Here is a 26,310-nt window from a genome sequence, read left to right as displayed (position 1 = left end):
GGTGTCAGGGTAGGCGCAGGCGTGGGTGTGGGTGTTGATGAGGTTGAATTGGGGGCAGGAGTGGCAGCCGGATCGGGTGTCAGGGTAGGCGCAGGCGTGGGTGTGGGTATTGATGAGGTTGAATTAGGTGCAGGAGTGGCAGCCGGATCGGGTGTCAGGTTAGATGCGGGCGTGGGTGTGGGTGTTGATGAGGTCGAATTGGATGCAGGAGTAGCAGCCGGACCGGGTGTCAGGTTAGGTGCGGGCGTGGGTGTAGAGGTCGGATTAGGTGCAGGAGTCGAAGAGGCGGGTATAGATATGGATATTGATGAAGCAGGCGCAGAAGGCCAGATTATATTATACCACGGCATTCCTTTTGACCCTGGAGATGATGAGTTTGGAGTATTAGTCGGTGCTGGTAATAAAGCAGTCTCAAGAACGTTTATTTTCACAGATTGGGCTACAGTATCAGTGTCCTTTGATTGAAATATCAATGAGCCTTCAAGAATTACGGGTTTTGATGGTGCTTTCAGCAGTAGATAGCCTTTTGTCTCTCCGGGTGATATATCTCCCAAATACAGACTGTCGGATACGATTATAAAGTTGGACTTTGCCTCCAAAAGACTTAATCCCACTAATTTAATTGCAGCATTGTGAATTACTTTTGTGGAAGGATTGTTCGTCACGAATGAAATTGTATAGCTATCATCTGTCCTGATATTTGCAGGGTAAGATACTCCAAGATATACAGAGCCATTTTTTGCATAGGCTCCGGATTCGATTATTTTAGATGCGTTGTTATCATTTGGGAGTTTTTGAGGGGCTATGGCCTGGGCAAAGAAATAGAACACTCCGCCAGCCAGAAATAATATCCCGATCAAGAAAAATGTTTTCGCAAACTGGATTTTCAGGCTTTTTTCTTCCCGAAAAGTCTCTTTTATCCTGAAGCCAAGGTACAGTATTACTGCTGATAGTGCTATTATTGCGAATGTAATCGCAATTCCGATTCCAAGTATTCCAATATTCATTATTCTAGTTCCTCCCTTTTTGGTTTTTCCCAGCGCATAGCCAGGTTCAGTATTTCTTCGATTAATGCCATAAGACCTACACTATCTATAAAAACGTTATAGAACAGATATAGGGGACTTGCAATTAGTTCTCTTAGCTTTGGCATAGGGTCTATGATTACGGCATATACTGAAATCCCGATAGTCATAGCCCAGTATGTCAGCATTCCCGAAGCCAGCAAATTCAGATCATTCCCGGAAAAGCTTACCATATAACTAAAAGTATCAATAAGTAGCATGAAGAGCAAGAACATGTTTATCAAGTACGAGCTTACCCCCAGCCACATGTAAGGTACTCCGAAAATTCCGGCTGCACCGTATCTGGGATTAAGGTACATTCCCTGGTACTTTGATAGAACCTGAGTCATACCCCGATACCACCTTCTTCTTTGTTTCAGGAAATCCTCCACACTCTCAGGCGCCTGTGTGAAAGCTATTGCGTGGGATTCGTACTCAACATGATAACCTGCTCTTAAGATTTTCATAGTAATATCAAAATCCTCTGCAAATGTATCAGATGGGAAGTAACCTACTTCACGAAGTACACTGGTTTTCAGGGCTGCTATTGCACCAGGCACTATCATAACACAATGCAACATAGACTGGGATTTTCGTCCAAGGTTTATTGACGTAGTGTATTCAAGTGATTGCAGGGTCTTCAACAATCCAGTGGGTTTATCTATTTTTACATTGCCCGCCACTGCACCGAGGCGAGGATTACTGGAAAAGCGTCTGCATATCCATGTAAGGGCATCAGGATGCAGCTTTGAATCAGCGTCAACTGTAATCACTACCTCCCCGGAAGAGTTCTGGATGCCTGTGTTAATGGCTCCGGGCTTTCCTGTATTTTTCTGGCGTATTACTTTTACGCCTTTTTCCGAATATTTCGATGCCTCCCTAAATGTATTATCTGATGATCCGTCGTCGATTACTATGACCTCATAGGATGGATAGTTCAGACTCAGCATGGATTTTATACAGCTGGCTATTGTTACCTCTTCATTATATGCTGGAATGATTATCGACATTTTAAGGAATTTATCGATTTTTCCCTTCCGTTTTATAAAAGTGTCGACAAAAGAAAGAAAACCGAAACTGGCAAGGCGGAAGATCAGTATGGAAAGCATTCCATAAAACAAAAGAGTAGCTATAGATAAATTAAAGTCAGGAACCATAGAGAAATTAAATTTAGGAACCTGAATGTAATCAGGAATCCTGAATTGCTCCAACGTATCAAATACCGAAGCCGAAGCCGGGATAATGGAGGTTAATGTCAGCACCAATACGATGACCGATAGTGATAATCTCGTACTTTTCATAGTCGCACGAATGCCAACGTAATCGATGCTATATATATAAATCGAAAGTTTTGAGTTTATCAAAGCTTTATCATAGTTCATTTACGAGCTTGATTCTTTATAAATGGGCTTTTTGGTATCAGGGCTATTTTTTCTTTAAAAATCAAATTTATGCATGAAAAAATGGAGCAGATTCTTGATATTAGCTATTATGAGGTTAGCTTTTTGCTAATCCATTATAAATTGATCCCGAAAGGTAATAAAAGTCTTAAAAAAGTTGAACTCAGTCTATACTGCCGGAAATGGAATGATTTTTCGACAGTTCCGGTAGAACTGCATGTTCTTAACAAGCCTTTAAAAACTGTTGAAAAACTATGTGAAAAATATGAAAAACTATGGGAAAGTAAATATTAATCTGATTCATATCCTTATTTAACCTGAATTTGAAAAATAAGGAGATAAAGAAATGAGTGAAAAAAAATTAATAAAGAATTGGTATCGTAAAAAAATAGTGATTTTCTTCAGTGCAATAGCTATTTTAATTTTAATCCTGGCCAGTGCTAATAATGCTTCTGCCGTTTATGAAAATAAACATTATGTAAAATCTACACCAATTCCTACACTAACTTCTACACCAACTCTTACATCAATCCCATCCGGAGATACCATAAGAGTATACAGATCTGCTACCGGTCAAATTGATGTTTTAAATATAGAAACAGAATATTTACCATATGTCGTAGCTGCAGAAAATGATATTGCACCATTTGAATCCATGAAGGCTCAGGCTGTTGCTTCAAGAACATTCGCCTATTATAAGAAAGAGCATCCAAGCGGGACAAACTTTGATGTTTACGATGACAGCAGGGACCAAAATTATAAACCCTGGCTTGTTATTACAAATAACTTAAAAAATTCAGTTTCACAAACTAACGGAATAGTTATTAAATGGGGAGATGTTATAATTTGCAGTTTCTATGTTAGCGGCGCTGGTGATTTTGCCAGATATGTAACCTACAATGAAGGTAAAAGCGGGGAGAATATAGCACAAAGCAGTATCGGCTGGGTAACAAATCCGTCTTCTTTAAATCCGTACAATAGAGGAGCTATGGGACAGATCCAGGCAAATGCATTGGCAAATAAAGGTTATACCTGGAAAAATATATTGAAATATTTCTATGGGAATGACATAATCATAGGACCTAAGACACCAGTTGAGACTATAAGAGTATATAGATCTGCTACCGGTCAAATTGATGTTTTAAATATAGAAACAGAATATTTACCATATGTTGTAGCTGCAGAGAACGATATTGCACCGTTTGAATCCATGAAGGCCCAGGCTGTTGCTTCAAGAACATTCGCCTATTATAAGAAAGAGCATCCAAGCGGGACAAACTTTGATGTTTATGATGACAGCAGGGACCAAAACTATAAACCCTGGCTTGTTCTCACAGACAATGAGATAAATTCAGTTTCACAAACTAATGGAATAGTTATTAAATGGGGAAATGTTATAATTTGCAGTTTTTATGTTAGCGGCGCTGGTGATTTTGCCAGATATGTAACCTACAATGAAGGTAAAAGCGGGGAGAATATAGCACAAAGCAGTATCGGCTGGGTAACAAATCCGTCTTCTTTAAATCCGTACAATAGAGGAGCTATGGGACAGATCCAGGCAAATGCATTGGCGAACAAAGGTTATACCTGGAAAAACATATTGAAATATTTCTATGGGAATGACATAATCATAGGATCTAAATAATATTATAACAATCTTGACAAAAATGAGATAGAATATGAGAGTAAATCAGATTGAAAATGGTCTTGACCTTACAAAAGACGCACAAAACATGGCAGCAATATATGATACTTCACTTGAGCCTGGAAAGGGCATCGAGCTGCATTTTCATCCTGAGCTTGAAGAAATATATTATGTCCTCTCAGGATATGGCATAATGACAATAGGTGATGAAAAACAGGAAATATCACGTTATGATGTTGTGTATATACCAGAGCTTGCACCGCATACACTGTTCAATTCAGGGAATGTGCCGCTGCGATTCATAACACTGTCCGTGAAAGTGAAAAGGGATCAAAGAAAGTTTTAAACAAAGAAAAGCTAATATAGAATTATGAAAAAATGGTACCGTGATTACGGGCTTCAGGCTCGTATGTTATTAACAATGTTCCTGCTTGCGGTAGTGTATCTTTTCTTTCTTGCAGTAATATTGACTTATGGCGGGGCATGGACAAACATCCTGCTGATATTTATGATGCTAATGCTGTTTGCCCAGTTCTTCTTTTCAGACACGCTGGTACTCTGGAGCACTGGAGGGCGAGTGGTCACAGAACAGGAGGAGCCGCGTCTTCATGAAACTGTATCAAGGCTCTGTGCTATTGCGAATCTGCCAAAACCGAAAATCGCTATTGTTGATAGTAATGTTCCCAATGCATTTGCAACTGGCAGGAGCCAGGGGAACGCCGTGGTCGCAGTTACCACATCCCTGAAACAAAGATTGAGCCAGCCTGAACTTGAAGCAGTTCTTGCCCATGAGTTAAGCCATGTAAAGAACCGGGACATGCTTGTGATCACTATTGCAAGTTTCCTTTCTACGGTGGCAGCTTTACTGGTGAGGAACATGCTGTTTTTCGGAATGGGCGGAAGGGATGATCGTAAAGGCGGCGGAGCTGCTATAATCATATTCATAGTATCGATAATTGTATGGGTCCTGAGTTTCCTTCTCATACGAGCGCTTTCAAGATACAGGGAGTTTGCAGCAGACAGGGGTTCGGCAATAATAACAGGCCATCCGTCACACCTTGCCTCAGCCCTTATGACCATAAGTGGTGTCATGGAACGTGTACCTTCACGTGATCTGCGGGAAGTTGAAGCAATGAATGCGTTCTTTATCATACCAGCAGTTTCCGGTGAGTCTATTATGAATCTCTTATCCACGCATCCATCAGTTGAAGCACGCATTCGTGCACTTTCTGAAATGGAGCACAGGATGGAGTTTTAATGGGTTTCCTTGATACGCTTCTTGGTAAAAGTAAACTTCCAGAGCCAAAACCAGATAAACTTTTTGCAATGTCAACAGCGTATGTCACCCTCAGTTCCAACCTTGGTCTGATATCGAAAGGCGCAGGAATTTGCTTCAAGCCGCTTGAAGCTTCGGGATTCCAGAATGCGGAACTTGAGATAAATCAATTACTTACGCAAAGCTGCAAAGAAACAAATACCCTTCATAATATGAAAAAAGATTCTTACGGGTACCTGTGGGTCATACTTTCCGACCCGGATTTTGAAGATCTTGTTAGCACGATCTATATGGTAAGTGAGACCCTTACAGACCACGGTTTTGGTGAGCAGTTATTATGTGCGGTCTTTAAATTCAAGGGAGAAAAAGAAGTTTTCTGGATTTATAACTTCAAACAGGGAAAATATTATCCATTTGTGCCTGATGGGAAAAAAAGAGATTCATCATATGAATTCAGGCTTCGCTCCATTATGGAAAAAGAACTGCCGATCGAAAAAGAAACAGAGCGCTGGTATCCGCTGTGGGATATCCCGGTATGAGCTGCGTATTGTTTTTTGATGGTGGATGCAGGGGAAACCCCGGGCCGATGGCGATTGGAGCAGTGTTATTGGATAACGGGAAGAAAGTGGGTGAAATTTCAAAGAATATCGGTATTGGAACAAACAATATCGCTGAATGGAAGGCTCTTATTGAAGGGTTAAAGCTCGCACATGCTTATGAATGCAAAGAGCTTGAAGTGCGGGGGGACAGCCAGCTTATAATCAGGCAAATATCAGGACGATACCAGGTTAAAAGTGATAATCTCATTCCTTTATTCAATGAAGCCAGGAAATTATGCAGGACTTTCAAGAAGATTGATTTTAAATGGGTCAAAAGAGATGAAAATAGTTATACTGATAGCATGGTAAATAAATCTCTGGATAATGAATTGTGATGTTAGTTTAATGCTATATAATTTCTATCTAATTGCTATCAAATAGCTATGATTAAGCTATTATGAAACATAAACTTCGTTTGTCCGGATCACTTTTTCGACATCCCTTTCAACTTTTGATAGCATGGACTTATCGAGTTTCTTGCCTTTAAGCTGCTCAATGAACATCAGGGATTTTGTATGGTCATCGGGAAGCAGTTTCCAGGTAGGCCTTTCCACATAATAATCTATGCCGTTAGCATATGCTATCATTTTCTCGCAGACATCCTCGCTTATCCAGCCTATATCAATATAATATTCAAGAACTTCGGAAAGATTGTTCCTTCCTACCTTTTCCAATAAGAATTCGATCCAGTTCAATAGTATTATCGAAGTTTCAGCTTTATTATCAAGATATTGTAGTTTTACATTTTCATCATTATATCGTATACCCTGAGATATGGAATCAACAGAACCTGTGGCATTATCAGGCGCTGTGGACAATGATGCTGTTTGTGCGGCAGTCTGCTGCACCTGTTGCTCGATCATTGGTTTTATCTGGTCTATCATGGGTTTTATTCTTTCCATTACCTGTTCTGCAACGTTCTTGATCATATCTTCATGCTGTAACGGGGTTGAATCTATCAACTGCGTTAATTCCTCCAGGCTTCCTTCAAGAGCTTTAAATTTAATATCATATTCTTCTTTGATATTCGCAGGGATTTCAGACGGTTTCTGGCTTATGACATCAATCCTTTTCTCAAGTTGGTCTAACTTCTCGTTAGGAACCATACCCTTATCACCTACAAAAGGGTTTACAGTACTTGAAACAACTTCATATAACGATAATAATTCAAGAAGACTTTCATCTATTTTATCCAGCCTGTCTTTAAATTCACCAACTGAGGTCTTAGTAATCGAAACCGCGCCTTCCAGCTTATTTATCTTTACGTCATATTCTTTAATGGCTTCTACACTTGTACTAAGTTGTTCTGTTTTGGATTTTACAATTTCTTCGATTTTCTGGGTCATTTCCTCCTGGGCTTTCTTGACCTGCTCTGAAATATCAGAAACATTTGGTGATGGAGAACCAGAGGTAGAACCAGCATCATCAGAAGAGGCTGAAGGTGAAGTTGATGAAATTGCGGCATCAGGGGTCTTCTTGATGCGTTCGATCTTCTTTATGAGGGACTCTTCAGGCATCTTAAATTTTTTTAATTTTTCTGAAATATCCTCAAACATTTTTCACCTTGTAATTATTTTTTTATATAAATTATATTGAAGGTATATTTATATTTAGTGTAGTTTTGATAGTACAGGTTATTAAGGATAATTCACACACTTTTCACAACTGCGTTTATATAGAGAAAAATTTAATCACATATACTAGCTTATTACGAGGTTCATTATGAGAATAAAATCAGGAATTGAAGGATTTGATGCTCTTGTCGAAGGAGGATTGCTGCAGGAAAGACAATACTTATTGAGCGGCTCCCCGGGTAGCGGCAAGACTACTTTTGGCGTCCAATTTCTCATAGCAGGAACGGTTGAAGGTGAGGCAGGAGCATATATTGCATTATCCGAAAGTATCGGAACAATTATAGAAGATATGACCAGATATAATCCACAGATTGTGGATCTTATCAAGAATAAAAAATTATTTTTTATAGATCTTGGTCCTTCTGCAAATTATGGGGAATATGATGAGATATCAAATGTTATCACTCCTGATTATCATCAACAGTCAGGGGATACCCCTGCGAATCAAGCGCCTACTCCATTTTCCGTATTCAAAGAGGTGGAAAAACAGGTACAGCAGTCCGGCATTAAGAGATTGGTTATCGATTCATTATCTTCGATCAGGTTCACAACACATAACCCGGCAACTGAAGAGCGTTCCATCGGGAGGTTCATCCGTAACCTGAAAACTCTTGGATGCACAACTATCCTGTTATCCGAGCTTACAAAGCCCGATGCTTATACAATCGAACAATTCGCATCTCATGGCGTGATATTCCTGCATAATTTCATGGATAAGCAGGGAAGTATGGTCCGTGCTTTGCAAATCCTGAAAATGCGCGGGACAAAACATGACTGTGAAATGAGATCCATTGAGTTTTCTGATAAAGGTATAAAAGTTGGAAAAATACTTAAAAGTAAATAAAGAGGTTTTACGTATTATCAGTAAAAGCGCAGAAAAGGAAAGGGCACAGATCATAAAGAAAATATATGATCTTGGCTTTGAAGTCGGGGTCAAGAACCATTCTGAAATTGGCTGGGTTTTAAGAGAGTATAATGATCTCATAGCCAGAGCTTCAAAATTAGGAATCAAAATGCCTGATTCCTATTATGCTGACGGTAAGACCAAAGGGAAAACCAGCAGGGATAAAAATATTGAAGGATCAAAAACCCCTGAAAAAGTAACTCCGGCAATCAGGAAAGTCGTTGTCAGCGATCCTAAAGTGGTTGATCCTAATATTCAAAAAGAGGAAGCCAGATTTGATACTCACCTGGAAAAACCCTCATTGAATGAGCGGCCTAAATTTATAGAGAAAGGTAGCGCTACGGAAATTCCACGTTTCCTTGAAGGATTCAGGCCAAATAAAAGAAAATGAGAATTATTTTTATTGTTTTCCAATTGATTTCTATTTAATAATGACTGGTTTAATTTACCATCAAATTCCATGCGTTCAATGATATCATAGAAAACCCAGTGTAGAACGTATACTATTGTTCAAATCATCTTTTATGTTTGTCCCGATATCAACAGGTGTTCTTGCCGGACTTTTCTTTTCAATTTTTTTTATAGCATCTTCACTTAAATATCTACTTAAAGGGACTAAACATCCCATTCCCTGCAGGTTAGGAAAATATAAATCGTCTTCTAAAAAAATTGACTGACAGATTAAACAAAGCAAGCTTAAACGAATAACATTTGAATGGCTCAACGCTATCAATTTGCTATAGTAGAAATATGGTTGAATAGCAATTTGCTAGCTAAGAAATTAGCAAGAATAGCAGGAAAAAAAATATTTCCAACATGCTGTCCTCTCTTGATAGCATACAATCTTACTATATACCATTTTTGATATTCAAGTCTGGCAAAGTTAAGTCTTTCTCCAAATTCATCAGCAATATCACCTTTTAACCCTATAATTTATATTCTCTTGACTGTTCGCTGAAATCAATTCTAATTTCTTCAACATCAACAGGAAATGTCTTGCCTATTGTTGATATTAATATTGGTTTAAAGTGTTCAGCATAGAGATAATGGATAAGCAAAGACAAAGATGAGAGCACCCTTATCATTGTTGAGGCTAGCGATTTAGCAATATGATGGCAGAAAAATAGCTTTAAAGATCATTTTTGATATCTATAAAATAGCAATAAGCTAACAATAAGCTAACAATAAATCTTCAATATTTCGCCGGAGAAAAGTTCCACCAGCTAAATTTCTATCACCAACAAATAGCGTTTTATCGAGTTCACACCATTTTCACAAATCCGTTTATAAACAGGTAGATTTCTCATTGATATTCAGTATCAATCTGAAGGGACGTTCTCCCACATCGAAAAATAATCAATGGAGGAAAACTAAAATGGTAAGTATAAAAGATGTGTCATTAAGCAAGAAGTTGATCGGCGGGTTTGCTTTTGTTGTATTACTTCTTAGTATTGTAGGTTTTGTTGGGTACAATGGTATCACTAAAATAACTACTGAACTCAATGAAATTACAGGGGATCATGTGGTTATGACCCTTGCTGTAAAGGATATGAAAGATGCAAATATGCAAGCAAATGATGCCTATATAGAACATCTCCTTGCAAATCCTGATGCCAAAAAAGAGCAGGATAAATCCTATCAAGATTTTGAGACGACTAAATCAAAAATATTAGCAATGCAATTAACTGCAGAAGAAAAACAGGATATAGCGACGATCGAAAAATTGATGGATGAAAATAAACAGGCAGGACAAATGCTCTGGAATGCGATCACAGCAGCTGGATACAAACAGGATGCTGGGGTAGATGCAGCCATGCTGGTATATGATGAAACCAGAATAAAGTTGAATGAAGCTCTTGCAGAATTTGAAAGCATGCAGGTAACCCAGATGAATGAGGCCGGAGAACATGCTGCTGCTGACGGTTCAAATGCAACTTTGCTAATCGTATCAGTAGGCATAATCGCTGCAATCATTGGAATAGGTATCGGTTTATATATTTCTCGTTCTATCACCAAACCCATGGATGCAATGCTCCAGGCTGCCAACAAGGTTGCTGCAGGCGACCTGACAGTACAGCTTGTGAACAACTCAAAAGATGAAGTCGGGCAGCTTTCCTCAGCCATCCAGACAATGGCCAATGCCTTAAAAGGAGTGCTTGGAAAAGTGCAGCAATCAGCAGTCAGCGTGGCTTCCACTGCCCAGGAACTCTCGGCCTCAAGCGAAGAAATGAAAGCATCCACTGACCAGATATCAGGCACAACGCAGGACATTTCAGTAGGCGTAAGCTCGCAGGCAACAAAGATGGCAGAGATCAGCCGCGCCATGAAGGAGATGTCAGAAAGCGTCCAGCAGGTCGCGGTGAACTCCCAGAAAGCGGCTGATAGCGCAACAAATGCTAATAAAACTGCTCAGGAAGTCCAGGTGAATGTGACAAAGTCCGCAACTCTGATAAAAGACCTTGACAATAAATCCCTGCAGATAGGCGAGATCATTGGTGTGATAACAAATATCGCAGACCAGACAAACCTTCTTGCATTGAACGCTGCAATAGAAGCTGCACGAGCAGGAGAACACGGCAGGGGTTTTGCAGTAGTGGCTGATGAGGTCAGGAAACTTGCCGAAGAATCCCGCGGCGCAGCAAGCCAGATCACAGATTTGATAAAGGGCATACAGCAAGGTACAAAACAGGCTGTAGAGAGCATGGAGAAAGAATCAGTAACCGGCATCAACCTTATCGTCAAAGCAGCAGCAGACGTTGCAACAATGGTGCAGGAAATAGCAGCCGCAGCCGAAGAGCAGTCTGCATCGGTTGAAGAAGTGACCTCTTCAGTAGAGGATGTATCAGCCATAAGCGAACAATCCGCAGCAGGCACACAGGAAACATCAGCAGCCGCAGAAGAGCAGGCAGCTACAATGGACCAGCTTGTGAATGCAGCCCAGGAAATGGCAAAATTATCAAATGAATTGCAGGTCGAGGTTGCCAAGTTCAATATCGGTGAATCTGTAACAGAACGAAAAAATGCGTATGAACCTGCAAAAGTCGAGTACAAATCTGCACCTGAACGTGAACGAAAATCTGTTGAACGCAAGATTGTTGAATACAGGACTGCACAACACACATCTGCAGAACAAAAAACTACCAAACACAGAACTGAAGGCAGTCAGAAGAAAATGAAAGAACACAGTACTTCAGGCACTGCATCAAGTAAGGATGATATAGCTGATGCCGGAAGCAGTCCTCCGGGTTTAAGCCTTGAAGACCTGACAAGATAGGAGGACGTAATGGCGCAAATACAACCACAGGATGCAAAAGCAAAATCCGGCGACGAGCTACAGCTCGTCGTTTTTAATATCGGCACCGAAGAGTTCGGTGTCGAGATCATGAACGTGCAGGAGATCATCCGCATGACCAATATCACAAAGATACCGCAGGCATCAGGATATGTGAAGGGAATTATCAACCTTCGCGGCAAAATAATCGTGGTGATAAACCTCAATGTGATAATGGGCATGGAAAGCAAAGAAAATAATGAGAATACACGCATCATTGTCGCTGATATCGGCGAGACAGTGATGGGTTTTATCGTTGATTCAGTGAGTGAGGTAATACGCCTCCCTGAAAGCAGTGTTGAGCCGGCGCCTGCTGTCATTGCCAATAAGATAGGTACGGAATATGTGCGAGGCGTAGGCAAGATGGAAGACAGGCTGCTTATCCTGCTTGATCTTGATAAAATACTCAGCGCAAACGAACTTCATAATGTAAATGCCATAGCCGCCGAAGTTGCAGCAGCGACCACTTAAAGGGCGCTGCTTTTTCACACGTTTTTCACAAATCCATTTATAAATAGGTGGATTTCAAATTGTTATTAGAATTTATCTGAAGGGGCAAATAGGCACCTGATATATAATTAATGGAGAAATAAAATGGTAAGTATAAAAGATTTGTCTTTAAGTAAGAAGCTGCTGGGCGGATTCGGGCTTGTCAGCATCCTGCTTATAATATTGGCGATTGTAAGCATAACCACCCTTGGCACAATAAACCAGGAAACAAATAAAGTGATCGATAATGCGATTACAAGTAAAGAAAAAGCTCTTGCCATGGATGTAAGTATGCTGGAAGCAAGACGTTCCGAAAAAGACTTTTTTGCGCGTCTTGATCTTACATATGTCGATAAGGTAAAAGCATCGGTCGCGAATGTTAAGAAAGAAGCGCAAGATATTCAGGAACTTGATGTCCCCCAGGAAAGAAAGGACATGTCAGTAAAAGTGATAACTGAGATCGAAGGTTACGAAAAAGCCTTCCTTGAGACTGTTGAACTCTATAAGACAAAAGGCCTTAATGAAAACTTAGGATTGCAGTTTGAAATGAGGAGTGCGGTGCAAGCTGTTGAAGCAGAAATCACGAAACAGAACGATGACCAGTTAATGGCAGATATGCTGACACTTAGGAGAAATGAAAAGGATTACATAATGAGGCAGGATGTAGCATATCAAAAAAAATTGCATGATAATGAAAAGATCCTTATGAGCCACCTGGCGGCCAGCAAGCTGCCCCAGGATGTAAAGAATGATATCAATGCCAAGCTCCTTGTTTATACAGAAGCTTTTGATAAGATCGTGGATATAGATAATAAGATCGCATCCAAAACAGCAGAATTCACAAATTATGTACATGCAATAGAGCCTATAATAGCTGAATTCGAAACAGATGCCGATGCAGACCAGGCTGCAGCGCTTGCCGGAATAGCCAGTACGAATTCAACCGCTAAGACCACCATCATAGTGCTTTCCATAATAGCTATAGTATCAGGTCTTGGAATCGGGATATATATTTCCCGCGCTATCACAAAACCTGTGGATGAAGTTGTCCTCGGGGCGAAAGATATTGCATCTGGCAAACTGAATGTCAATATGCAGAATAAATCCAGGGATGAAATTGGCACACTTTCCGGCACATTCCAGAACATGGCAAATGACCTGAATAACGTTATAGGAGATGTTAGTAATGTGATGGGGGCGATATCAGAAGGAGACCTCTCAAAGCATGTCCAGGTGGATGCAAAAGGAGATTTCAACAAAATAACCACTTCAATCAACAATATGCAGACAGACCTCCGGCTGGTTATTGGCGATGCTAATGAAGTATTGGATTCGATGTCCCATGGCGACCTGACAAGGCATGTCCAGGTTGAAGGTAAAGGTGATTTCGGAAAGATCACAAGCGGGATAAATAACCTGCAAAAAAGCTTGCAGCAACTGATATTATCAATGAAGCAAAGCGCAGAAAGGGTAGCTTCTACAGCACAGGAACTTTCAGCGGCAAGTGAGCAAATGAAAGCTTCCACGGACCAGATTACAAATACAACACAGGATATTGCCACAGGAGTAAGCTCGCAGTCCTCCAAGATGGCTGAAGTAAGCCGTGCAATGAGGGAGATGTCAGAAAGCATACAGGAGGTCGCCACGAACTCACAGAAAGCTGCGGAAGGTGCGACATCTGCCAGCGCGACAGCCCAGCAAGTGGGCAAGATGTCAGATGATGTTGCAAATAAGATGTCTGAGATCCAGTCAACCGTGGATAATTCAGCAACAATGATAAAACAGCTTGACAATAAATCCCAGCAGATTGGCGAAATTATTGGCGTGATTACCAATATCGCAGATCAGACAAACCTCCTTGCCTTAAACGCAGCCATAGAAGCGGCCAGGGCAGGAGAACACGGCAGGGGCTTTGCAGTAGTTGCAGACGAGGTCAGGAAACTTGCCGAAGAATCCCGTGGTGCGGCAAACCAGATCACTGGATTAATAAAAGATATCCAGCAGGGTACAAAACAGGCTGTGACATCAATGGAACTGGGAACAAAGACCGTTGGTGAAGGAGCAAAGACCATCGGGGAAACAGTTGGCGCCATCAATAAGATAGTTAAAGCTGCCGGAGAAGTGGCTACAATGGTGCAGGAAATAGCTGCGGCCGCAGAAGAACAGTCCGCCTCTATCGAAGAAGTAACCTCTTCAGTAGAGGATGTATCAGCCATAAGCGAACAATCCGCAGCAGGCACACAAGAAACATCAGCAGCTGCAGAAGAGCAGTCAGCTACAATGGAGCAGCTTGTGAATGCAGCCCAGGAACTTGCAAAACTATCAAATGAATTGCAGGCTGAAGTGGGCAAGTTCAATCTCGGTGAAGCTGTAACAGCTCCTATAAAACAGGAACCGGCCAAAATAGAATTTAAACCAGTTCCTGATAATAAAGCTGCAAAAGAAGTGCAATCCAAACCAGCAAAAGAAGTGCAATCCAAACATGCGAAAGAAACGCAATCCAAGCCTGCAGTTGCTCATGAAAAAACAAAAGAATACAAGCAAGCTTCAAAGGTTAGGGCAACAAAGAAGGAAAAAGAAGAAGCTGAGGCCAGGAACAGTCCTTCTGAAGAAAGCCTTGGAGACCTTATAAAATAGGAAGACGTTATGGCAGAACAACAACCACAGGATGCAAAAGCAAAATCCGGCGACGAGCTACAGCTTGTCGTTTTTAATATCGGCACCGAAGAGTTCGGTGTCGAGATCATGAACGTGCAGGAGATCATCCGCATGACAAATATTACAAAGATACCGCAGGCATCAGGATATGTGAAGGGGATTATCAACCTTCGCGGCAGGATAATCGTGGTGATAAACCTCAATGTGATAATGGGCATGGAGAGCAAAGAAAATAATGAGAATACACGCATCATTGTCGCAGACATCGGCGAGACAGTGATGGGTTTTATCGTTGATTCGGTGAGTGAGGTAATACGCCTCCCTGAAAGCAGTGTTGAGCCGGCCCCGGCTGTCATTGCCAATAAGATAGGCACGGAATATGTGCGAGGCGTGGGTAAAATGGAAGACAGGCTGCTTATTCTCCTTGATCTTGATAAGATACTCAACGCAAACGAACTTCATAATGTAAATGCCATAGCCACCGAAGTTGCAGCAGCGACCACTTAAAGGGCGCTGCTTTTTTCACACATTTTACACTTACTCATCAGAAAATCAATGAAATCGGAGGAATAAACTGAAATGATACATATAAAAGACATGTCTTTGAGCAAGAAGCTGTTGGGGGGGTTCGGCCTTGTCAGTCTCCTGCTTATAATAATAACCGTAGTAAGTGTAATAACAATGGACACAATCCAGAATGGAAACAACAAACTGATCGAAAATACGATCACAATGAATGAAAAGAGTCTTGCCATGGATGTAAATATGCTTCAAGCAAGACGTTCCGAGAAAGACTTTTTTGCGCGTCTTGATCTTACATATATCGATAAGGTAAAAGCATCGGTCGCGAATGTTAAGAAAGAAGCGCAAGATATTCAGGAACTTGATGTCCCCCAGGAAAGAAAGGATATGGCAGGAAAAGTAATAACCGCAATAGAAGGTTATGAAAAAGCCTTCCTTGAGACTGTTGAACTCCATAAGACAAAAGGATTTGATGAAAGTTCAGGAGTACAGCTTGAACTCATTACAAAAGCCCGTGATGTTGAAACTGAAATCAAAAATCAGGGGGATAGCCTCTTATATGCAGAAATATTGGAATTGAGGCGAAATGAAAAGAATTATATAATACGAAATGAAGTTTCAAATCAGAAAACACTGCACGACAATGAGAAGATACTCATAAAAGATCTGGCAGCAAGCAAAATATCTCAGGATAAAAAGGATATTATTAATGAAAAATTACTTGCATATACGGCAACTTTTGATAAATTGGTTACCATCGATGCCAATATAGCATCAAAAACAGCAGAATTCACAACTTACGTCCATACGATAGAGCCCCTGATAGTTGAATTCGAAAAAGATGCCAGCGAAGACAAAGTAGCACAGCTTGGCCAGATGGCAAGTACAAATTCAACTGCAAAAACCACTGTCTTAGTACTCTCTTTATTAGCTATAGTATCAGGTATGGGCATTGGTTTTGTTATTCGACGCCTGATCACAAAACCTGTGGATGAATTAATATCGGGTGCAAAGACGATATCAGATGGGAAACTGGATGTTAAGCTTCTCAATAATTCAAAAGACGAAATAGGTGTACTTTCAAACACGTTCCAGACCATGGCGAACGATTTGAATGCTGTTATCGCGGATACTAATATGGTGCTTTCTGCAATGTCTCAGGGTGACCTGACCAGGAATATATCAGTGCAGGCAAGAGGAGATTTCGAGAAAATCACCACTGGTATACAGATTATGCAAAACAGCATACATAAACTCATATCATCTATGAAGGCCAGTGCAGAAAAAGTAGCATCCACTGCCCAGGAACTTTCGGCTTCAAGCGAACAGATGAAAGCTTCCACTGACCAGATATCGGGCAGCACACAGGAGATAGCAAAAGGCGTAAACTCGCAGGCATCCAAGATGACTGAGATAAGCCGTGCCATGAGAGAGATGTCAGAGAGCATCCAGACGGTCGCTACGAATGCCCAGAAAGCCTCTGAGAGTGCTGGTTCAGCCAGTTCCATAGCCCAGAATGTAGGCAGAATGTCAACTGATGTATCGAAAAAGATGACAGAAATACAGTCAAATGTAGATAATTCTGCAACTGTTATCAAACAGCTCGCGGGTAAATCGCAGGAAATAGGCGAGATAATTGGGGTTATCACCAATATCGCTGACCAGACCAACCTCCTTGCCTTAAACGCAGCCATAGAAGCTGCACGTGCAGGAGAGCATGGAAGAGGTTTTGCAGTGGTAGCGGATGAAGTAAGGAAACTCGCTGAAGAATCCCGTAGTGCTGCCAACCAGATCACAGGATTGATAAAAGATATACAGCAGGGCACAAAGCTGGCTGTAACCTCTATGGAACAGGGAACAAAGACAGTGGGCGAAGGCGCAAAGAACATAACAGATACCGTAAATGCCATAGACGGGATAGTCAAAGCAGCCGCAGACGTTGCCACAATGGTACAGGAAATAGCGGCAACCGCCGAAGAGCAGTCTGCCTCGGTTGAAGAAGTAACCTCTTCTGTAGAGGATGTTTCAAGTATAAGTGAACAATCAGCAGCAGGCACAGAGAAAACATCAGCGGTCGCTGAAGAGCAGGCAGCTACAATGGGCCAGCTTGTAGCCGCAGCCCAGGAAATGGCAAGATTGGCTTCGGATTTACATAATGAAGTGAATATGTTCAAACTTGATGATGGTGTTTCGACAAAATCAAAACATATACATGAGGCATCAAAGGATAAAAAAGCTGAATTGGAATTGAAGAACAGTCCTTCCGGTCAGGGCCCGATTGCATCTGTAAATTGTTGGGAATACAAGAAATGCGGAAGGGAACCTGGCGGAATTAATGTGAAAGAATTAGGCGTATGTAAGGCCAGTCCTCATTACGGACGAGAATGCTGGAAAGTCGCGGGAACATTCTGTGGTGGGAAAGTACAGGGAACAGCGGCTCAAAAGCAGATCAGTTGCATTGTTTGCGACTGGTATAAAGAAGTCAATACAAGAGGACATAATGACTGAAAAACAACCACAGAGATCATGAACGTGCAGGAGATCATCCGCATGACAAATATCACAAAGATACCGCAGGCATCATTGTCGCAGATATCGGCGAGACAGTGATGGGTTTTATCGTTGATTCAGTAAGTGAGGTAATACGCCTCCCTGAAAGCAGTGTTGAGCCGGCCCCTGCTGTCATTGCCAATAAGATAGGCACGGAATATGTGCGAGGCGTGGGTAAGATGGAAGACAGGCTGCTTATTCTCCTTGATCTTGATAAAATACTTGGCGCAAACGAACTTCGCAATGTAAACAAGATAGCAACAGAAGAGGCAGCAGCGACCGTATGAGGAAGTTGCTTTTTTTCACACGTTTTTCACAAATCCATTTATAAATCGGTAAACTTATTTTGTCATGTAACTTAAAATTTTTGGAAAGAGCGAATATTATGAAAACCAAAGATATCAGCATAAAATACAAAATTATAATTTTTGGATTGATTCTATCAATAATACCGGTGATCATCATAGGATTATATGCCTATAATGAAACACAAAGCTCATTAAACGCAGAGATACAGAATAAATTAACAGAACAGGTTAAACTGGAAAAAGATACTGTAGATATGACATTTTCCCTTGCACAGAATAGTGTCAACAGTTCACTCGGAGTTGCAAAAGCCCAATTCTATTCCAGGGGAAAACCCAGTATCGTAAATGGCAAGATGCAGCTGGGCGACAATTACGTAGTGAATGGGAACTTTGAGATTGTAGATTCAGTTAAAAATATGGTAGGGGGTACAGCAACTGTATTTCAGGTTATAGGGGATGAAGCTGTTCGAATTTCCACAAATGTAATCAATAACGATAGTTCGCGTGCGGTAGGAACAATAGTTTCAAAACCAGTGTATGATGCTGTTATAATGCGCGGTGAGACATATTACGGCAGAGCATGGGTAGTTAATGCATGGTATATGACAGCTTATGAACCTATTAAGGATGGATCAGGGAAGATAATCGGTATTTTGTATGTTGGTATTCCTGAAGATCCATTCGTAAATCAAATCAAAGAGAAGATGAAGAGCATAGTCGTGGGAAAAACAGGTTATCTTTATGTTATTGATTCAAAAGGCAACCTGATCATACATCCGAACCTGGAAGGGGAGAATCTCTATGAATATGATTTCATTAAAGAAATAACACAAACAAAGGAAGGATATATCCAGTATCCATGGGAAGGAAGGGATAAAGTAGTTGCATATACTTATTATGAGTCCAGGGATTGGATTATAGCTTCAGGAAGTTATCTTGAAGATTTCAGCGATCCGATTTATGCAATAAGGAATGGCCTGATAATAGTAATCTTAATTTTTTCAGTATTGGGGTCGATTATTGGAATATGGTTTTCAAGATATCTCACCAGACCAATCGGCAGAATGCTTCGCATCTCCAATAAGATTGCAGCAGGCGACCTGACAGTCGTGGTGAAAAGGATGTCAAATGATGAGATAGGTCAGTTATTCGGTGCTCTGGCTACTATGACCGAAAACCTGAGATCAGTTATCGGAAAAGTGCAAAGCTCCGCATTGAAAGTAGCCTCTACGGCTCATGAACTTTCAGCATCAAGTGAAGAGATGAAAGCATCCACCGACCAGATATCAAACACCACACAGGACATTGCAACGGGTGTAAGCTCACAGGCTTCCAAGATGTCTGAGATCACCCGTGCTATGAAGGAGATGTCAGAAAGCGTCCAGCAGGTCGCGATGAATTCCCAGAAAGCAGCACAAGGTGCAACTGCTGCCAGCACAACTGCACAGAACGTAGGGAAGTTGTCAGAAGATGTGGCCAAAAAGATGTCCGAAATCCAGTCAACTGTAGGTGGCTCAGCAACTGCTATAAAACAGCTTGCAGGTAAATCTCAGGAAATAGGCGAAATAATCGGTGTGATAACAAACATAGCTGACCAGACCAATCTCCTTGCATTGAACGCTGCAATAGAAGCTGCACGTGCAGGAGAACACGGACGGGGCTTTGCCGTAGTTGCTGATGAGGTCAGGAAACTCGCTGAAGAATCCCGTAGTGCTGCCAACCAGATCACGGGATTGATCAAAGATATACAACAGGGAACAAAACAGGCTGTGACGGCCATGGAACAGGGAACAAAGACAGTAGGTGAAGGCACAAAGAATATAGCAGATACCGTAAATGCCATAGGCGATATCGTCAAAGCAGCCGCAGACGTTGCTACAATGGTGCAGGAAATAGCGGCAACCGCCGAAGAACAGTCTGCCTCGGTTGAAGAAGTAACAGCATCTGTTGAGGATGTAACAGCCATAAGCGAACAATCCGCAGCAGGCACACAGGAAACATCAGCAGCCGCAGAAGAGCAGGCAGCCACAATGGACCAGCTTGTGAATGCAGCCCAGGAAATGTCAAAATTATCAATTGAATTGCAGGATGAGGTTGCCAAATTCAAAATAGACATATCTGCAAAAGAACAAAAACACGCATATGAACCTGCAAAGGTCGAGTACAAACCTGCCAATGAACGAAAAACTGCTGAACATGAGGCTGTGGAACATAAAACACCTGAACATAAGACTGCAAAATCCGGGCCTGAAGGCAGCCAGAAGAAAACGAAGGAACACAGTACTCCAGGCACTATATCAAGTAAGGATGAGATAGCTGACATCGGAAGCAGTCTGAAGGATTCAAGCCTTCAAGACCTGATAAAATAGGAGTATTGATATTTTAACAATATTGATGGAGAAAGAAGGATGAATATAATAAAAATAATCGATGGTGCAAATGAACAGACCATTGATAAATTCAATATTAGTTCGAAAATCATCTACAGCTTCGTTGTGGTTGATGTATTGATGTTAATTATGGGATTTGTAGGTTTATATGAGGAGAACGTAAGTGGTTTTATTGATCCGAAACTGGCTATCATGCTTTGTATCATTTTTATCATATTTTCATCCATACTCATGTGTATGGGTCTGACCCGTTCTATAATGAAACCGTTAAATGAATTTATAAATGCAGCTGACAAGATCGCTGAGGGGGATTTAACAGTGGAAGTAAATGTCTCCTCAAAAGACGAACTCGGAAAACTTGCCGAATATTTCAAGAGAATGACTTTGAATCTGCGAACTTTAACTGGCAAAGTCCAGAATGTTTCATCAAAAGTAGCCATTACTGCCCAGGAACTTTCAGGATCAAGTGAGGAAATGAAAACTTCCACAGATCAGATATCAAACACCACGCAGCATATTGCCTCAGGCATAAGCTCGCAGGCATCCAAGATCAGTGAAGTCAGCCGTGCGATGAAAGAAATATCACAGAGCGTCCAGCAAGTTGCAACGAGCTCTCAAAAAGCAGCGCAAGGCGCAACTGATGCCAGCACGACTGCTTCGCAGGTTGGTAAAATGTCCGATGATGTGACTCTTAAGATGGCTGAGATACAATCAACTGTGGATAATTCAGCAACAGTAATAAGACAGCTTGACGGCAAATCACAGCAAATAGGCGAGATAATTGGGGTTATCACCAATATCGCTGACCAGACCAACCTTCTTGCCTTAAACGCAGCCATAGAAGCTGCACGTGCAGGAGAGCATGGAAGAGGCTTTGCAGTTGTAGCTGATGAAGTCAGGAAGCTCGCAGAGGAATCCCGTAGTGCCGCAAACCAGATAACCGGCTTGATAAAAGAGATACAGCAGGGTACAAATCAGGCTGTTGTGGCCATGGAAAATGGTACAAAGACCGTTTTTGAAGGTACAAAAATTATGGAAAACACAGTATCAGCTATCAACCAGATAGTAAAGGCAGCAGCAGACGTAGCAGCAATGATTAATGAAATTGCAGCAGCCACAGAACAACAATCCGCCTCTGTTGAAGAGGTAACATCTTCTGTAGAAGATGTGTCATCGATATGTGAAGAATCAGCGGCAGGTACACAGGAAACCTCAGCCGCAGCTGAAGAGCAGACAATATCAATGGATGTGCTTGTTAATGCAGCCAGGGAGCTGGCAAAATTATCTGACGAATTGCAGGATGAGGTTGCCAAATTCAACATCGGTGAGTTTGTAACATCACAAATAAATGCATCAACAAAGACGGCAAAAAATAAACCTGAAAGAAGTCAGAAGAAAATGAAGGAACAAAGTACTTCAACTTCTGGCACTACATCAACTAAGGATAAAAAAGCTGATGTTGGAAGCAGTTATGCGGGTTCAAGCCTTGAAGACCTGACAAAATAGGAGGATACAATGGCGCAAGTACAACCACAGGACGCAAAAGCAAAATCCGGCGACGAGCTTCAGCTTGTCGTTTTTAATATCGGCACCGAAGAGTTCGGTGTCGAGATCATGAACGTGCAGGAGATCATCCGCATGACCAATATCACAAAGATACCGCAGGCATCAGGATATGTGAAGGGAATTATCAACCTTCGCGGCAGGATAATCGTGGTGATAAACCTCAATGTGATAATGGGCATGGAAAGCAAAGAAAATAATGAGAATACACGCATCATTGTCGCAGATATCGGCGAGACAGTGATGGGTTTTATCGTTGATTCAGTAAGTGAGGTAATACGACTCCCTGAAAGCAGTGTTGAGCCGGCCCCGGCTGTCATTGCCAATAAGATAGGCACGGAATATGTGCGAGGCGTGGGTAAAATGGAAGACAGGCTGCTTATCCTGCTTGACCTTGATAAGATACTTGGCGCAAACGAACTTCGCAATGTAAACAAGATAGCAACAGAAGCTGAAGCAGCAGCAGTGACCGTATAGGAAAGCTGCTTTTTTTCGTTTTTCCACACATATTTCACAAATTCATATATAAGAAAGCATGTTTAATTTTCAAGTATTGATGAAATTTGGAGAACTTTTTAGATAAAAGTTAACAGGTAATATTATGGGCTTGATGAAAATTATGGACGAGGTCAATAAGTTAACACTTGATAGGTTAAATATTGGAATGAGAATCGCATATGGTTTCATTGTAGTTAATATATTGTGGTTAGTTGTGGTGTATTTTGGCTATTATCATGAAAGAATTATTACATTTATGGACACTGATGAGATAATCATAATTTTACCTTTTTTAACAATCATGTCATCTATACTCATCTGCATTGGATTGACACGTTCCATTATGAAGCCATTAAATGAATTTGAGATCGCTGCTAATCGAATATCTGAAGGAGACCTCACACCGGATATGAAGTCTATATCCAGTGACGAGATAGGATTACTTGCAGGATACTTTATAAAAATGACGTCTACACTCAGACATATAACTGGAAAGGTACAGGATATCTCTTTAAAAATGGCAACTAAAGCACATGAGCTTTCTATATCAAGCCGGGAGTTGAAATCTTCAATTGACAATGTATCAAATAACACGCAGGGTATAGCAGAAGTGTCAAGCCAGCAATCAAAAAAAATAGATAATATCAATGAGATCGTAAATGAGATATCAATCATCAAGCAGCAGGTTACAGTTGGATCGGAAAGGACGGCACAGGCTACAAAAGATTCCAATAATACAGCAAGGGAATTACTCAAGAAATCAAATGACTTGATGAACAAAATAAAGGATATCCAGAACTCAGTAAATAAATCCGCCCTTGTAATTAAGAGTCTTGATAGTAATTCTGAGAAGATAGATGAAATAGTAGGAGTAATAACTAAAATTGCGGACCAGACAAACCTGCTTGCCTTAAACGCTGCAATTGAAGCAGCCCGCGCTGGGGAGCATGGAAAAGGGTTTGCTGTTGTGGCAAATGAAGTAAAGAAACTTGCAGAAGAATCAAGGAATTCGGCAAATAAGATCACAGAACTGATAAGAGAGATACATAAGGAAACAAAAAAGGCTGTTGATAACATGGATCTTGGGACAAAGACCGTTACTGAAGGCACAGAAACAATCGACTCCACTATATCTTCAATAGATAATATAGTTGAAGCGTCTGGAAATGCTGCTAATATGTTCAGTGAAATAATTGAAATGGCAAAAATGGAGACAACTTCGATGGAAAAAGTAAAATCCTCAGTTGATGACATTTCTATACTGGCTAAAAAATTTAAAGTGACTACTGAGGAAGCAGATGCACAACTCCATGAACAGATGGCATCTGTTAGCAGGTTCACAGATATCGCCAGGGAATTAGCAGAATTGTCGGATGAATTGAAAAATGAAGTTGCTTTATTCAAACAAAAAGATTGACAAGTTCACACATTTTTCACAACTGGGTTTATAAAGATATGGAGGATTAAAAAGAATTATGGCACCGAATAATTGCTGGGAATTAAAAAATTGCGGAAGAGAAAAAGGCGGAAAAAAAGTAAATGAATTGGGAATCTGTCCTGCATCACCTTCTCATGGCAGAGATTGCTGGGCTGTAGCAGGGACTTTCTGTGGCGGCAAGATTCAAGGAACCTTTGCTCAAAAAAAAGCAAGCTGTTTGACATGTGATTGGTATAAAACAGTAAACTCAACCTGAAAATCTTAATTCTTTATATTTGTAATAAAATTATTATTATCTTATCCTAGTAAAATCTTTTTTGGACGTAGAAATTCTCAATTTTAATCTCATCGAAGCTGTATTCACACTTTCTTCACAAAATATGTTATATTCAGGAAAAATCAATTTTCATTTAAATATAACATCGGATCTCCATCTAAAAACGATCCTTAGAGGTTTATTATGGAATTAATGAAAATTATGGATTCTGTCAATGATCGGACCCTTAACAGGTTCAAAATAGGTATGAAAATCGCTTATGGTTTCATTGTGGTTGATATTCTTATGTTGATCGTGGGTTTTATGGGTTTATATGGTGAGAGTGTAAGCGCTTTTATTGAACCGGAACAGGCCATCGTCCTGTTTATTTTATTCGCAATAATCTCATCCATACTCATGTGCATAGGATTGACACGTTCAATTATGAAACCATTGAAAGATTTTAGCCATACAGCTGACAGGATATCACAGGGAGATTTAACAACTGAGGTACTTGTCTCCTCAAAGGATGAACTCGGGCAATTGGCGCAATATTTCAGGAAAATGACATCAAACCTCAGGCATCTGGCAGGTAAAGTCCAGAACGTCTCGTCAAAAGTAGCTAATACGGCCCGTGAACTTTCTGCATCAAGTAAGCAGATAAAAGCTTCCTCAGACCAGATATCAAGCACAACATGTGAGATGGCAACAGGTGTGGGCCAGCAGTCATCCAGAATGGTTGAAGTTAGCCGGGCCATGAAGGAAATGTCAGAAAGCATCCAGCAGGTTGCAGTGAACTCGCAGAAAGCAGCACAGAGCGCAAGTACAGCCAGCACGACTGCCCAGCAGGCAGGCAAGATGTCGGGAGATGTGGCACAGAGCATGACCGGAATCCGATCGACAGTAGATGATTCAGCAACTGTAATAAAACAGCTTGATGGGAAATCACAAAAGATAGGTGAAATTATCGGCGTGATAACAAATATAGCTGACCAGACAAACCTTCTTGCATTGAACGCTGCGATAGAAGCTGCACGTGCAGGAGAACATGGCAGGGGTTTTGCAGTAGTGGCTGATGAAGTCAGAAAACTGGCAGAAGAGTCAAGAAGTGCCGCGAACCAGATTACCGGATTGATAAAAGAGATCCAGGAGGGTACGAAACAGGCTGTACTGGCAATGGAAAAAGGCACAAAGACCGTTGAGGAAGGAACAAAGACAATGGAAGGCACAGTATCAGCGATCAATAATATAGTCAAGGCTTCAGTAGATGTATCATCTATGATCCATGAAATAGCAGCCTCAGCCGAAGAACAATCCGCTTCTGTTGAAGAGGTAACCGCAACTGTAGAGGAAGTTTCAGCCATAAGCGAACAATCCGCAGCAGGCACCCAGGAAACATCAGCAGCCGCGGAAAAGCAGGCATCTTCTATGGAGCAGCTTGTGAATGCAGCCCAGGAACTTGCAGGATTATCAAATGAATTGCAGGTGGAAGTGGCTAAATTCAATATTGGTGAGAAAATAGATAAGTAAAAGGATGCAGCAGTATTTACTATTTCGATACTGGTAATATTGCTTGATGACTACCCTTCATTGATCGATACACGAGGTGTTTTATTCATTTTGGTGGCTGTTTTGGTTGTTTCAAAGTTGCCTGTCAATTATATTATTTAAATATCAGGAAAGAAGAAAATTGTATTTCAACCATAAGTTTTATTACTAACATTCACCAATAAAGAATAAACTCGTCTTTTTTTAGACCAGTTAAAATAATTAAGAGTAAGGAGG

General features: G+C 41.0%; 23 protein-coding genes and 1 pseudogene. 20 read left to right on the top strand and 4 right to left on the bottom strand.

From position 1 onward, the window contains the following. Together CL181_RS20375 and CL181_RS10355 are read right to left on the bottom strand one after the other, a co-directional pair. Nucleotides 1–1,007 (bottom strand): annotated as a pseudogene (locus tag CL181_RS20375) (hypothetical protein); the annotation flags it as partial. After that, a complete protein-coding gene (locus CL181_RS10355; RefSeq protein ID WP_097299239.1) occupies nucleotides 1,007–2,446 on the bottom strand; it encodes a glycosyltransferase in 1,440 nt (479 codons plus the stop codon). The pseudogene CL181_RS20375 and the gene CL181_RS10355, both read right to left, overlap by 1 nt. Before the next feature lie 69 nt (nucleotides 2,447–2,515). Between CL181_RS10355 and CL181_RS10350 the strand changes: the two genes are divergently transcribed. Genes CL181_RS10350 through CL181_RS10325 form a run of 6 tightly spaced genes read left to right on the top strand, consistent with a single transcriptional unit; the run spans nucleotide 2,516 to nucleotide 6,319 of the window. Continuing rightward, complete coding sequence (locus CL181_RS10350) at nucleotides 2,516–2,758, top strand: hypothetical protein (RefSeq protein WP_097299238.1); 243 nt, start codon at nucleotides 2,516–2,518, stop codon at nucleotides 2,756–2,758. A 52-nt stretch (nucleotides 2,759–2,810) separates the two neighbouring features. Beyond that, nucleotides 2,811–4,109 (top strand): SpoIID/LytB domain-containing protein, encoded by a 1,299-nt coding sequence (locus CL181_RS10345; RefSeq protein ID WP_097299237.1) that lies wholly within the window; start codon nucleotides 2,811–2,813, stop codon nucleotides 4,107–4,109. 34 nt (nucleotides 4,110–4,143) lie between these two features. After that, on the top strand, nucleotides 4,144–4,455 hold the full coding sequence (locus CL181_RS10340) for a cupin domain-containing protein (RefSeq protein WP_097299236.1): 312 nt from the start codon (nucleotides 4,144–4,146) through the stop codon (nucleotides 4,453–4,455). A gap of 24 nt (nucleotides 4,456–4,479) precedes the next feature. Beyond that, nucleotides 4,480–5,367, top strand: coding sequence for a zinc metalloprotease HtpX (htpX, locus tag CL181_RS10335; protein WP_097299235.1), 888 nt, complete (start codon nucleotides 4,480–4,482; stop codon nucleotides 5,365–5,367). After that, nucleotides 5,367–5,924: a PspA-associated protein PspAB gene (pspAB, locus tag CL181_RS10330; RefSeq protein WP_097299234.1), complete on the top strand. Its 558-nt coding sequence runs from the start codon at nucleotides 5,367–5,369 to the stop codon at nucleotides 5,922–5,924. Before htpX ends, pspAB begins: the two co-directional genes overlap by 1 nt. Next, nucleotides 5,921–6,319, top strand: a complete 399-nt coding sequence (locus CL181_RS10325) for a ribonuclease HI family protein (RefSeq protein WP_097299233.1) — start codon at nucleotides 5,921–5,923, stop codon at nucleotides 6,317–6,319. Before pspAB ends, CL181_RS10325 begins: the two co-directional genes overlap by 4 nt. A gap of 60 nt (nucleotides 6,320–6,379) precedes the next feature. Here the strand turns inward: CL181_RS10325 and CL181_RS10320 are convergent, their stop codons facing one another. Further along, complete coding sequence (locus CL181_RS10320; protein ID WP_097299232.1) at nucleotides 6,380–7,540, bottom strand: FlaD/FlaE family flagellar protein; 1,161 nt, start codon at nucleotides 7,538–7,540, stop codon at nucleotides 6,380–6,382. Between the two features lie 166 nt (nucleotides 7,541–7,706). Between CL181_RS10320 and CL181_RS10315 the strand changes: the two genes are divergently transcribed. Continuing rightward, entirely contained in the window at nucleotides 7,707–8,462 is a 756-nt protein-coding gene (locus tag CL181_RS10315) for an ATPase domain-containing protein (protein ID WP_097299231.1), read from the top strand. Next, nucleotides 8,437–8,913 (top strand): hypothetical protein, encoded by a 477-nt coding sequence (locus CL181_RS10310; protein WP_097299230.1) that lies wholly within the window; start codon nucleotides 8,437–8,439, stop codon nucleotides 8,911–8,913. The genes CL181_RS10315 and CL181_RS10310 overlap by 26 nt, the downstream gene beginning before the upstream one ends. 84 nt (nucleotides 8,914–8,997) lie before the next feature. On the opposite strand, the gene CL181_RS20370 is transcribed toward CL181_RS10310, so the two are convergent. Next, on the bottom strand, nucleotides 8,998–9,150 hold the full coding sequence (locus tag CL181_RS20370; RefSeq protein ID WP_176505162.1) for a hypothetical protein: 153 nt from the start codon (nucleotides 9,148–9,150) through the stop codon (nucleotides 8,998–9,000). A 747-nt stretch (nucleotides 9,151–9,897) separates the two neighbouring features. Between CL181_RS20370 and CL181_RS10305 the strand changes: the two genes are divergently transcribed. The 12 genes from CL181_RS10305 to CL181_RS10250 all read left to right on the top strand — a co-directional run bounded on the left by CL181_RS10305 (nucleotide 9,898) and on the right by CL181_RS10250 (nucleotide 26,055). Further along, entirely contained in the window at nucleotides 9,898–11,796 is a 1,899-nt protein-coding gene (locus CL181_RS10305; protein WP_097299229.1) for a methyl-accepting chemotaxis protein, read from the top strand. Between the two features lie 9 nt (nucleotides 11,797–11,805). After that, complete coding sequence (locus tag CL181_RS10300) at nucleotides 11,806–12,324, top strand: chemotaxis protein CheW (RefSeq protein ID WP_097299228.1); 519 nt, start codon at nucleotides 11,806–11,808, stop codon at nucleotides 12,322–12,324. Nucleotides 12,325–12,447: 123 nt separating this feature from the next. Beyond that, complete coding sequence (locus CL181_RS20885) at nucleotides 12,448–14,979, top strand: methyl-accepting chemotaxis protein (RefSeq protein WP_097299227.1); 2,532 nt, start codon at nucleotides 12,448–12,450, stop codon at nucleotides 14,977–14,979. Nucleotides 14,980–14,988: 9 nt separating this feature from the next. Continuing rightward, nucleotides 14,989–15,507 carry a chemotaxis protein CheW gene (locus CL181_RS10290; protein ID WP_097299226.1) on the top strand — a complete coding sequence of 173 codons (519 nt, stop codon included), beginning with the start codon at nucleotides 14,989–14,991 and terminating at the stop codon, nucleotides 15,505–15,507. 72 nt (nucleotides 15,508–15,579) lie between these two features. After that, a complete protein-coding gene (locus CL181_RS20880) occupies nucleotides 15,580–18,030 on the top strand; it encodes a methyl-accepting chemotaxis protein (protein ID WP_097299225.1) in 2,451 nt (816 codons plus the stop codon). After that, complete coding sequence (locus CL181_RS10280) at nucleotides 18,027–18,359, top strand: chemotaxis protein CheW (protein ID WP_097299224.1); 333 nt, start codon at nucleotides 18,027–18,029, stop codon at nucleotides 18,357–18,359. The genes CL181_RS20880 and CL181_RS10280 overlap by 4 nt, the downstream gene beginning before the upstream one ends. Before the next feature lie 98 nt (nucleotides 18,360–18,457). Further along, nucleotides 18,458–20,749, top strand: coding sequence for a methyl-accepting chemotaxis protein (locus tag CL181_RS10275; RefSeq protein ID WP_097299223.1), 2,292 nt, complete (start codon nucleotides 18,458–18,460; stop codon nucleotides 20,747–20,749). A 39-nt stretch (nucleotides 20,750–20,788) separates the two neighbouring features. After that, nucleotides 20,789–22,276, top strand: a complete 1,488-nt coding sequence (locus tag CL181_RS10270) for a methyl-accepting chemotaxis protein (protein WP_097299222.1) — start codon at nucleotides 20,789–20,791, stop codon at nucleotides 22,274–22,276. Between the two features lie 9 nt (nucleotides 22,277–22,285). Next, nucleotides 22,286–22,810 (top strand): chemotaxis protein CheW, encoded by a 525-nt coding sequence (locus CL181_RS10265; RefSeq protein ID WP_097299221.1) that lies wholly within the window; start codon nucleotides 22,286–22,288, stop codon nucleotides 22,808–22,810. Between the two features lie 124 nt (nucleotides 22,811–22,934). Next, a complete protein-coding gene (locus tag CL181_RS10260; RefSeq protein WP_097299220.1) occupies nucleotides 22,935–24,248 on the top strand; it encodes a methyl-accepting chemotaxis protein in 1,314 nt (437 codons plus the stop codon). Nucleotides 24,249–24,306: 58 nt separating this feature from the next. Beyond that, a complete protein-coding gene (locus CL181_RS10255; RefSeq protein WP_097299219.1) occupies nucleotides 24,307–24,525 on the top strand; it encodes a two-CW domain-containing protein in 219 nt (72 codons plus the stop codon). Between the two features lie 204 nt (nucleotides 24,526–24,729). Then, nucleotides 24,730–26,055, top strand: coding sequence for a methyl-accepting chemotaxis protein (locus CL181_RS10250; protein ID WP_097299218.1), 1,326 nt, complete (start codon nucleotides 24,730–24,732; stop codon nucleotides 26,053–26,055). The last annotated feature ends 255 nt before the right edge of the window (nucleotides 26,056–26,310 follow it).

It is taken from the genome of Candidatus Methanoperedens sp. BLZ2 (assembly GCF_002487355.1).
Lineage (GTDB): Archaea > Halobacteriota > Methanosarcinia > Methanosarcinales > Methanoperedenaceae > Methanoperedens.
Note: the sequence above shows the minus strand (reverse complement) of the source record. Positions and strands in the feature narration are given on the sequence as shown.

Excerpts from the sequence above, each read along its gene's own strand:
- CL181_RS10355 (WP_097299239.1), bottom strand. The coding sequence starts at position 2,446 with ATGAACTATGATAAAGCTTTGATAAACTCAAAACTTTCGATTTATATA.
- CL181_RS10350 (WP_097299238.1), top strand. The coding sequence starts at position 2,516 with ATGCATGAAAAAATGGAGCAGATTCTTGATATTAGCTATTATGAGGTT.
- CL181_RS10345 (WP_097299237.1), top strand. The coding sequence starts at position 2,811 with ATGAGTGAAAAAAAATTAATAAAGAATTGGTATCGTAAAAAAATAGTG.
- CL181_RS10340 (WP_097299236.1), top strand. The coding sequence starts at position 4,144 with ATGAGAGTAAATCAGATTGAAAATGGTCTTGACCTTACAAAAGACGCA.
- htpX (WP_097299235.1), top strand. The coding sequence starts at position 4,480 with ATGAAAAAATGGTACCGTGATTACGGGCTTCAGGCTCGTATGTTATTA.
- pspAB (WP_097299234.1), top strand. The coding sequence starts at position 5,367 with ATGGGTTTCCTTGATACGCTTCTTGGTAAAAGTAAACTTCCAGAGCCA.
- CL181_RS10325 (WP_097299233.1), top strand. The coding sequence starts at position 5,921 with ATGAGCTGCGTATTGTTTTTTGATGGTGGATGCAGGGGAAACCCCGGG.
- CL181_RS10320 (WP_097299232.1), bottom strand. The coding sequence starts at position 7,540 with ATGTTTGAGGATATTTCAGAAAAATTAAAAAAATTTAAGATGCCTGAA.
- CL181_RS10315 (WP_097299231.1), top strand. The coding sequence starts at position 7,707 with ATGAGAATAAAATCAGGAATTGAAGGATTTGATGCTCTTGTCGAAGGA.
- CL181_RS20370 (WP_176505162.1), bottom strand. The coding sequence starts at position 9,150 with ATGGGATGTTTAGTCCCTTTAAGTAGATATTTAAGTGAAGATGCTATA.
- CL181_RS10305 (WP_097299229.1), top strand. The coding sequence starts at position 9,898 with ATGGTAAGTATAAAAGATGTGTCATTAAGCAAGAAGTTGATCGGCGGG.
- CL181_RS10300 (WP_097299228.1), top strand. The coding sequence starts at position 11,806 with ATGGCGCAAATACAACCACAGGATGCAAAAGCAAAATCCGGCGACGAG.
- CL181_RS20885 (WP_097299227.1), top strand. The coding sequence starts at position 12,448 with ATGGTAAGTATAAAAGATTTGTCTTTAAGTAAGAAGCTGCTGGGCGGA.
- CL181_RS10290 (WP_097299226.1), top strand. The coding sequence starts at position 14,989 with ATGGCAGAACAACAACCACAGGATGCAAAAGCAAAATCCGGCGACGAG.
- CL181_RS20880 (WP_097299225.1), top strand. The coding sequence starts at position 15,580 with ATGATACATATAAAAGACATGTCTTTGAGCAAGAAGCTGTTGGGGGGG.
- CL181_RS10275 (WP_097299223.1), top strand. The coding sequence starts at position 18,458 with ATGAAAACCAAAGATATCAGCATAAAATACAAAATTATAATTTTTGGA.
- CL181_RS10270 (WP_097299222.1), top strand. The coding sequence starts at position 20,789 with ATGAATATAATAAAAATAATCGATGGTGCAAATGAACAGACCATTGAT.
- CL181_RS10265 (WP_097299221.1), top strand. The coding sequence starts at position 22,286 with ATGGCGCAAGTACAACCACAGGACGCAAAAGCAAAATCCGGCGACGAG.
- CL181_RS10260 (WP_097299220.1), top strand. The coding sequence starts at position 22,935 with ATGGGCTTGATGAAAATTATGGACGAGGTCAATAAGTTAACACTTGAT.
- CL181_RS10255 (WP_097299219.1), top strand. The coding sequence starts at position 24,307 with ATGGCACCGAATAATTGCTGGGAATTAAAAAATTGCGGAAGAGAAAAA.
- CL181_RS10250 (WP_097299218.1), top strand. The coding sequence starts at position 24,730 with ATGGAATTAATGAAAATTATGGATTCTGTCAATGATCGGACCCTTAAC.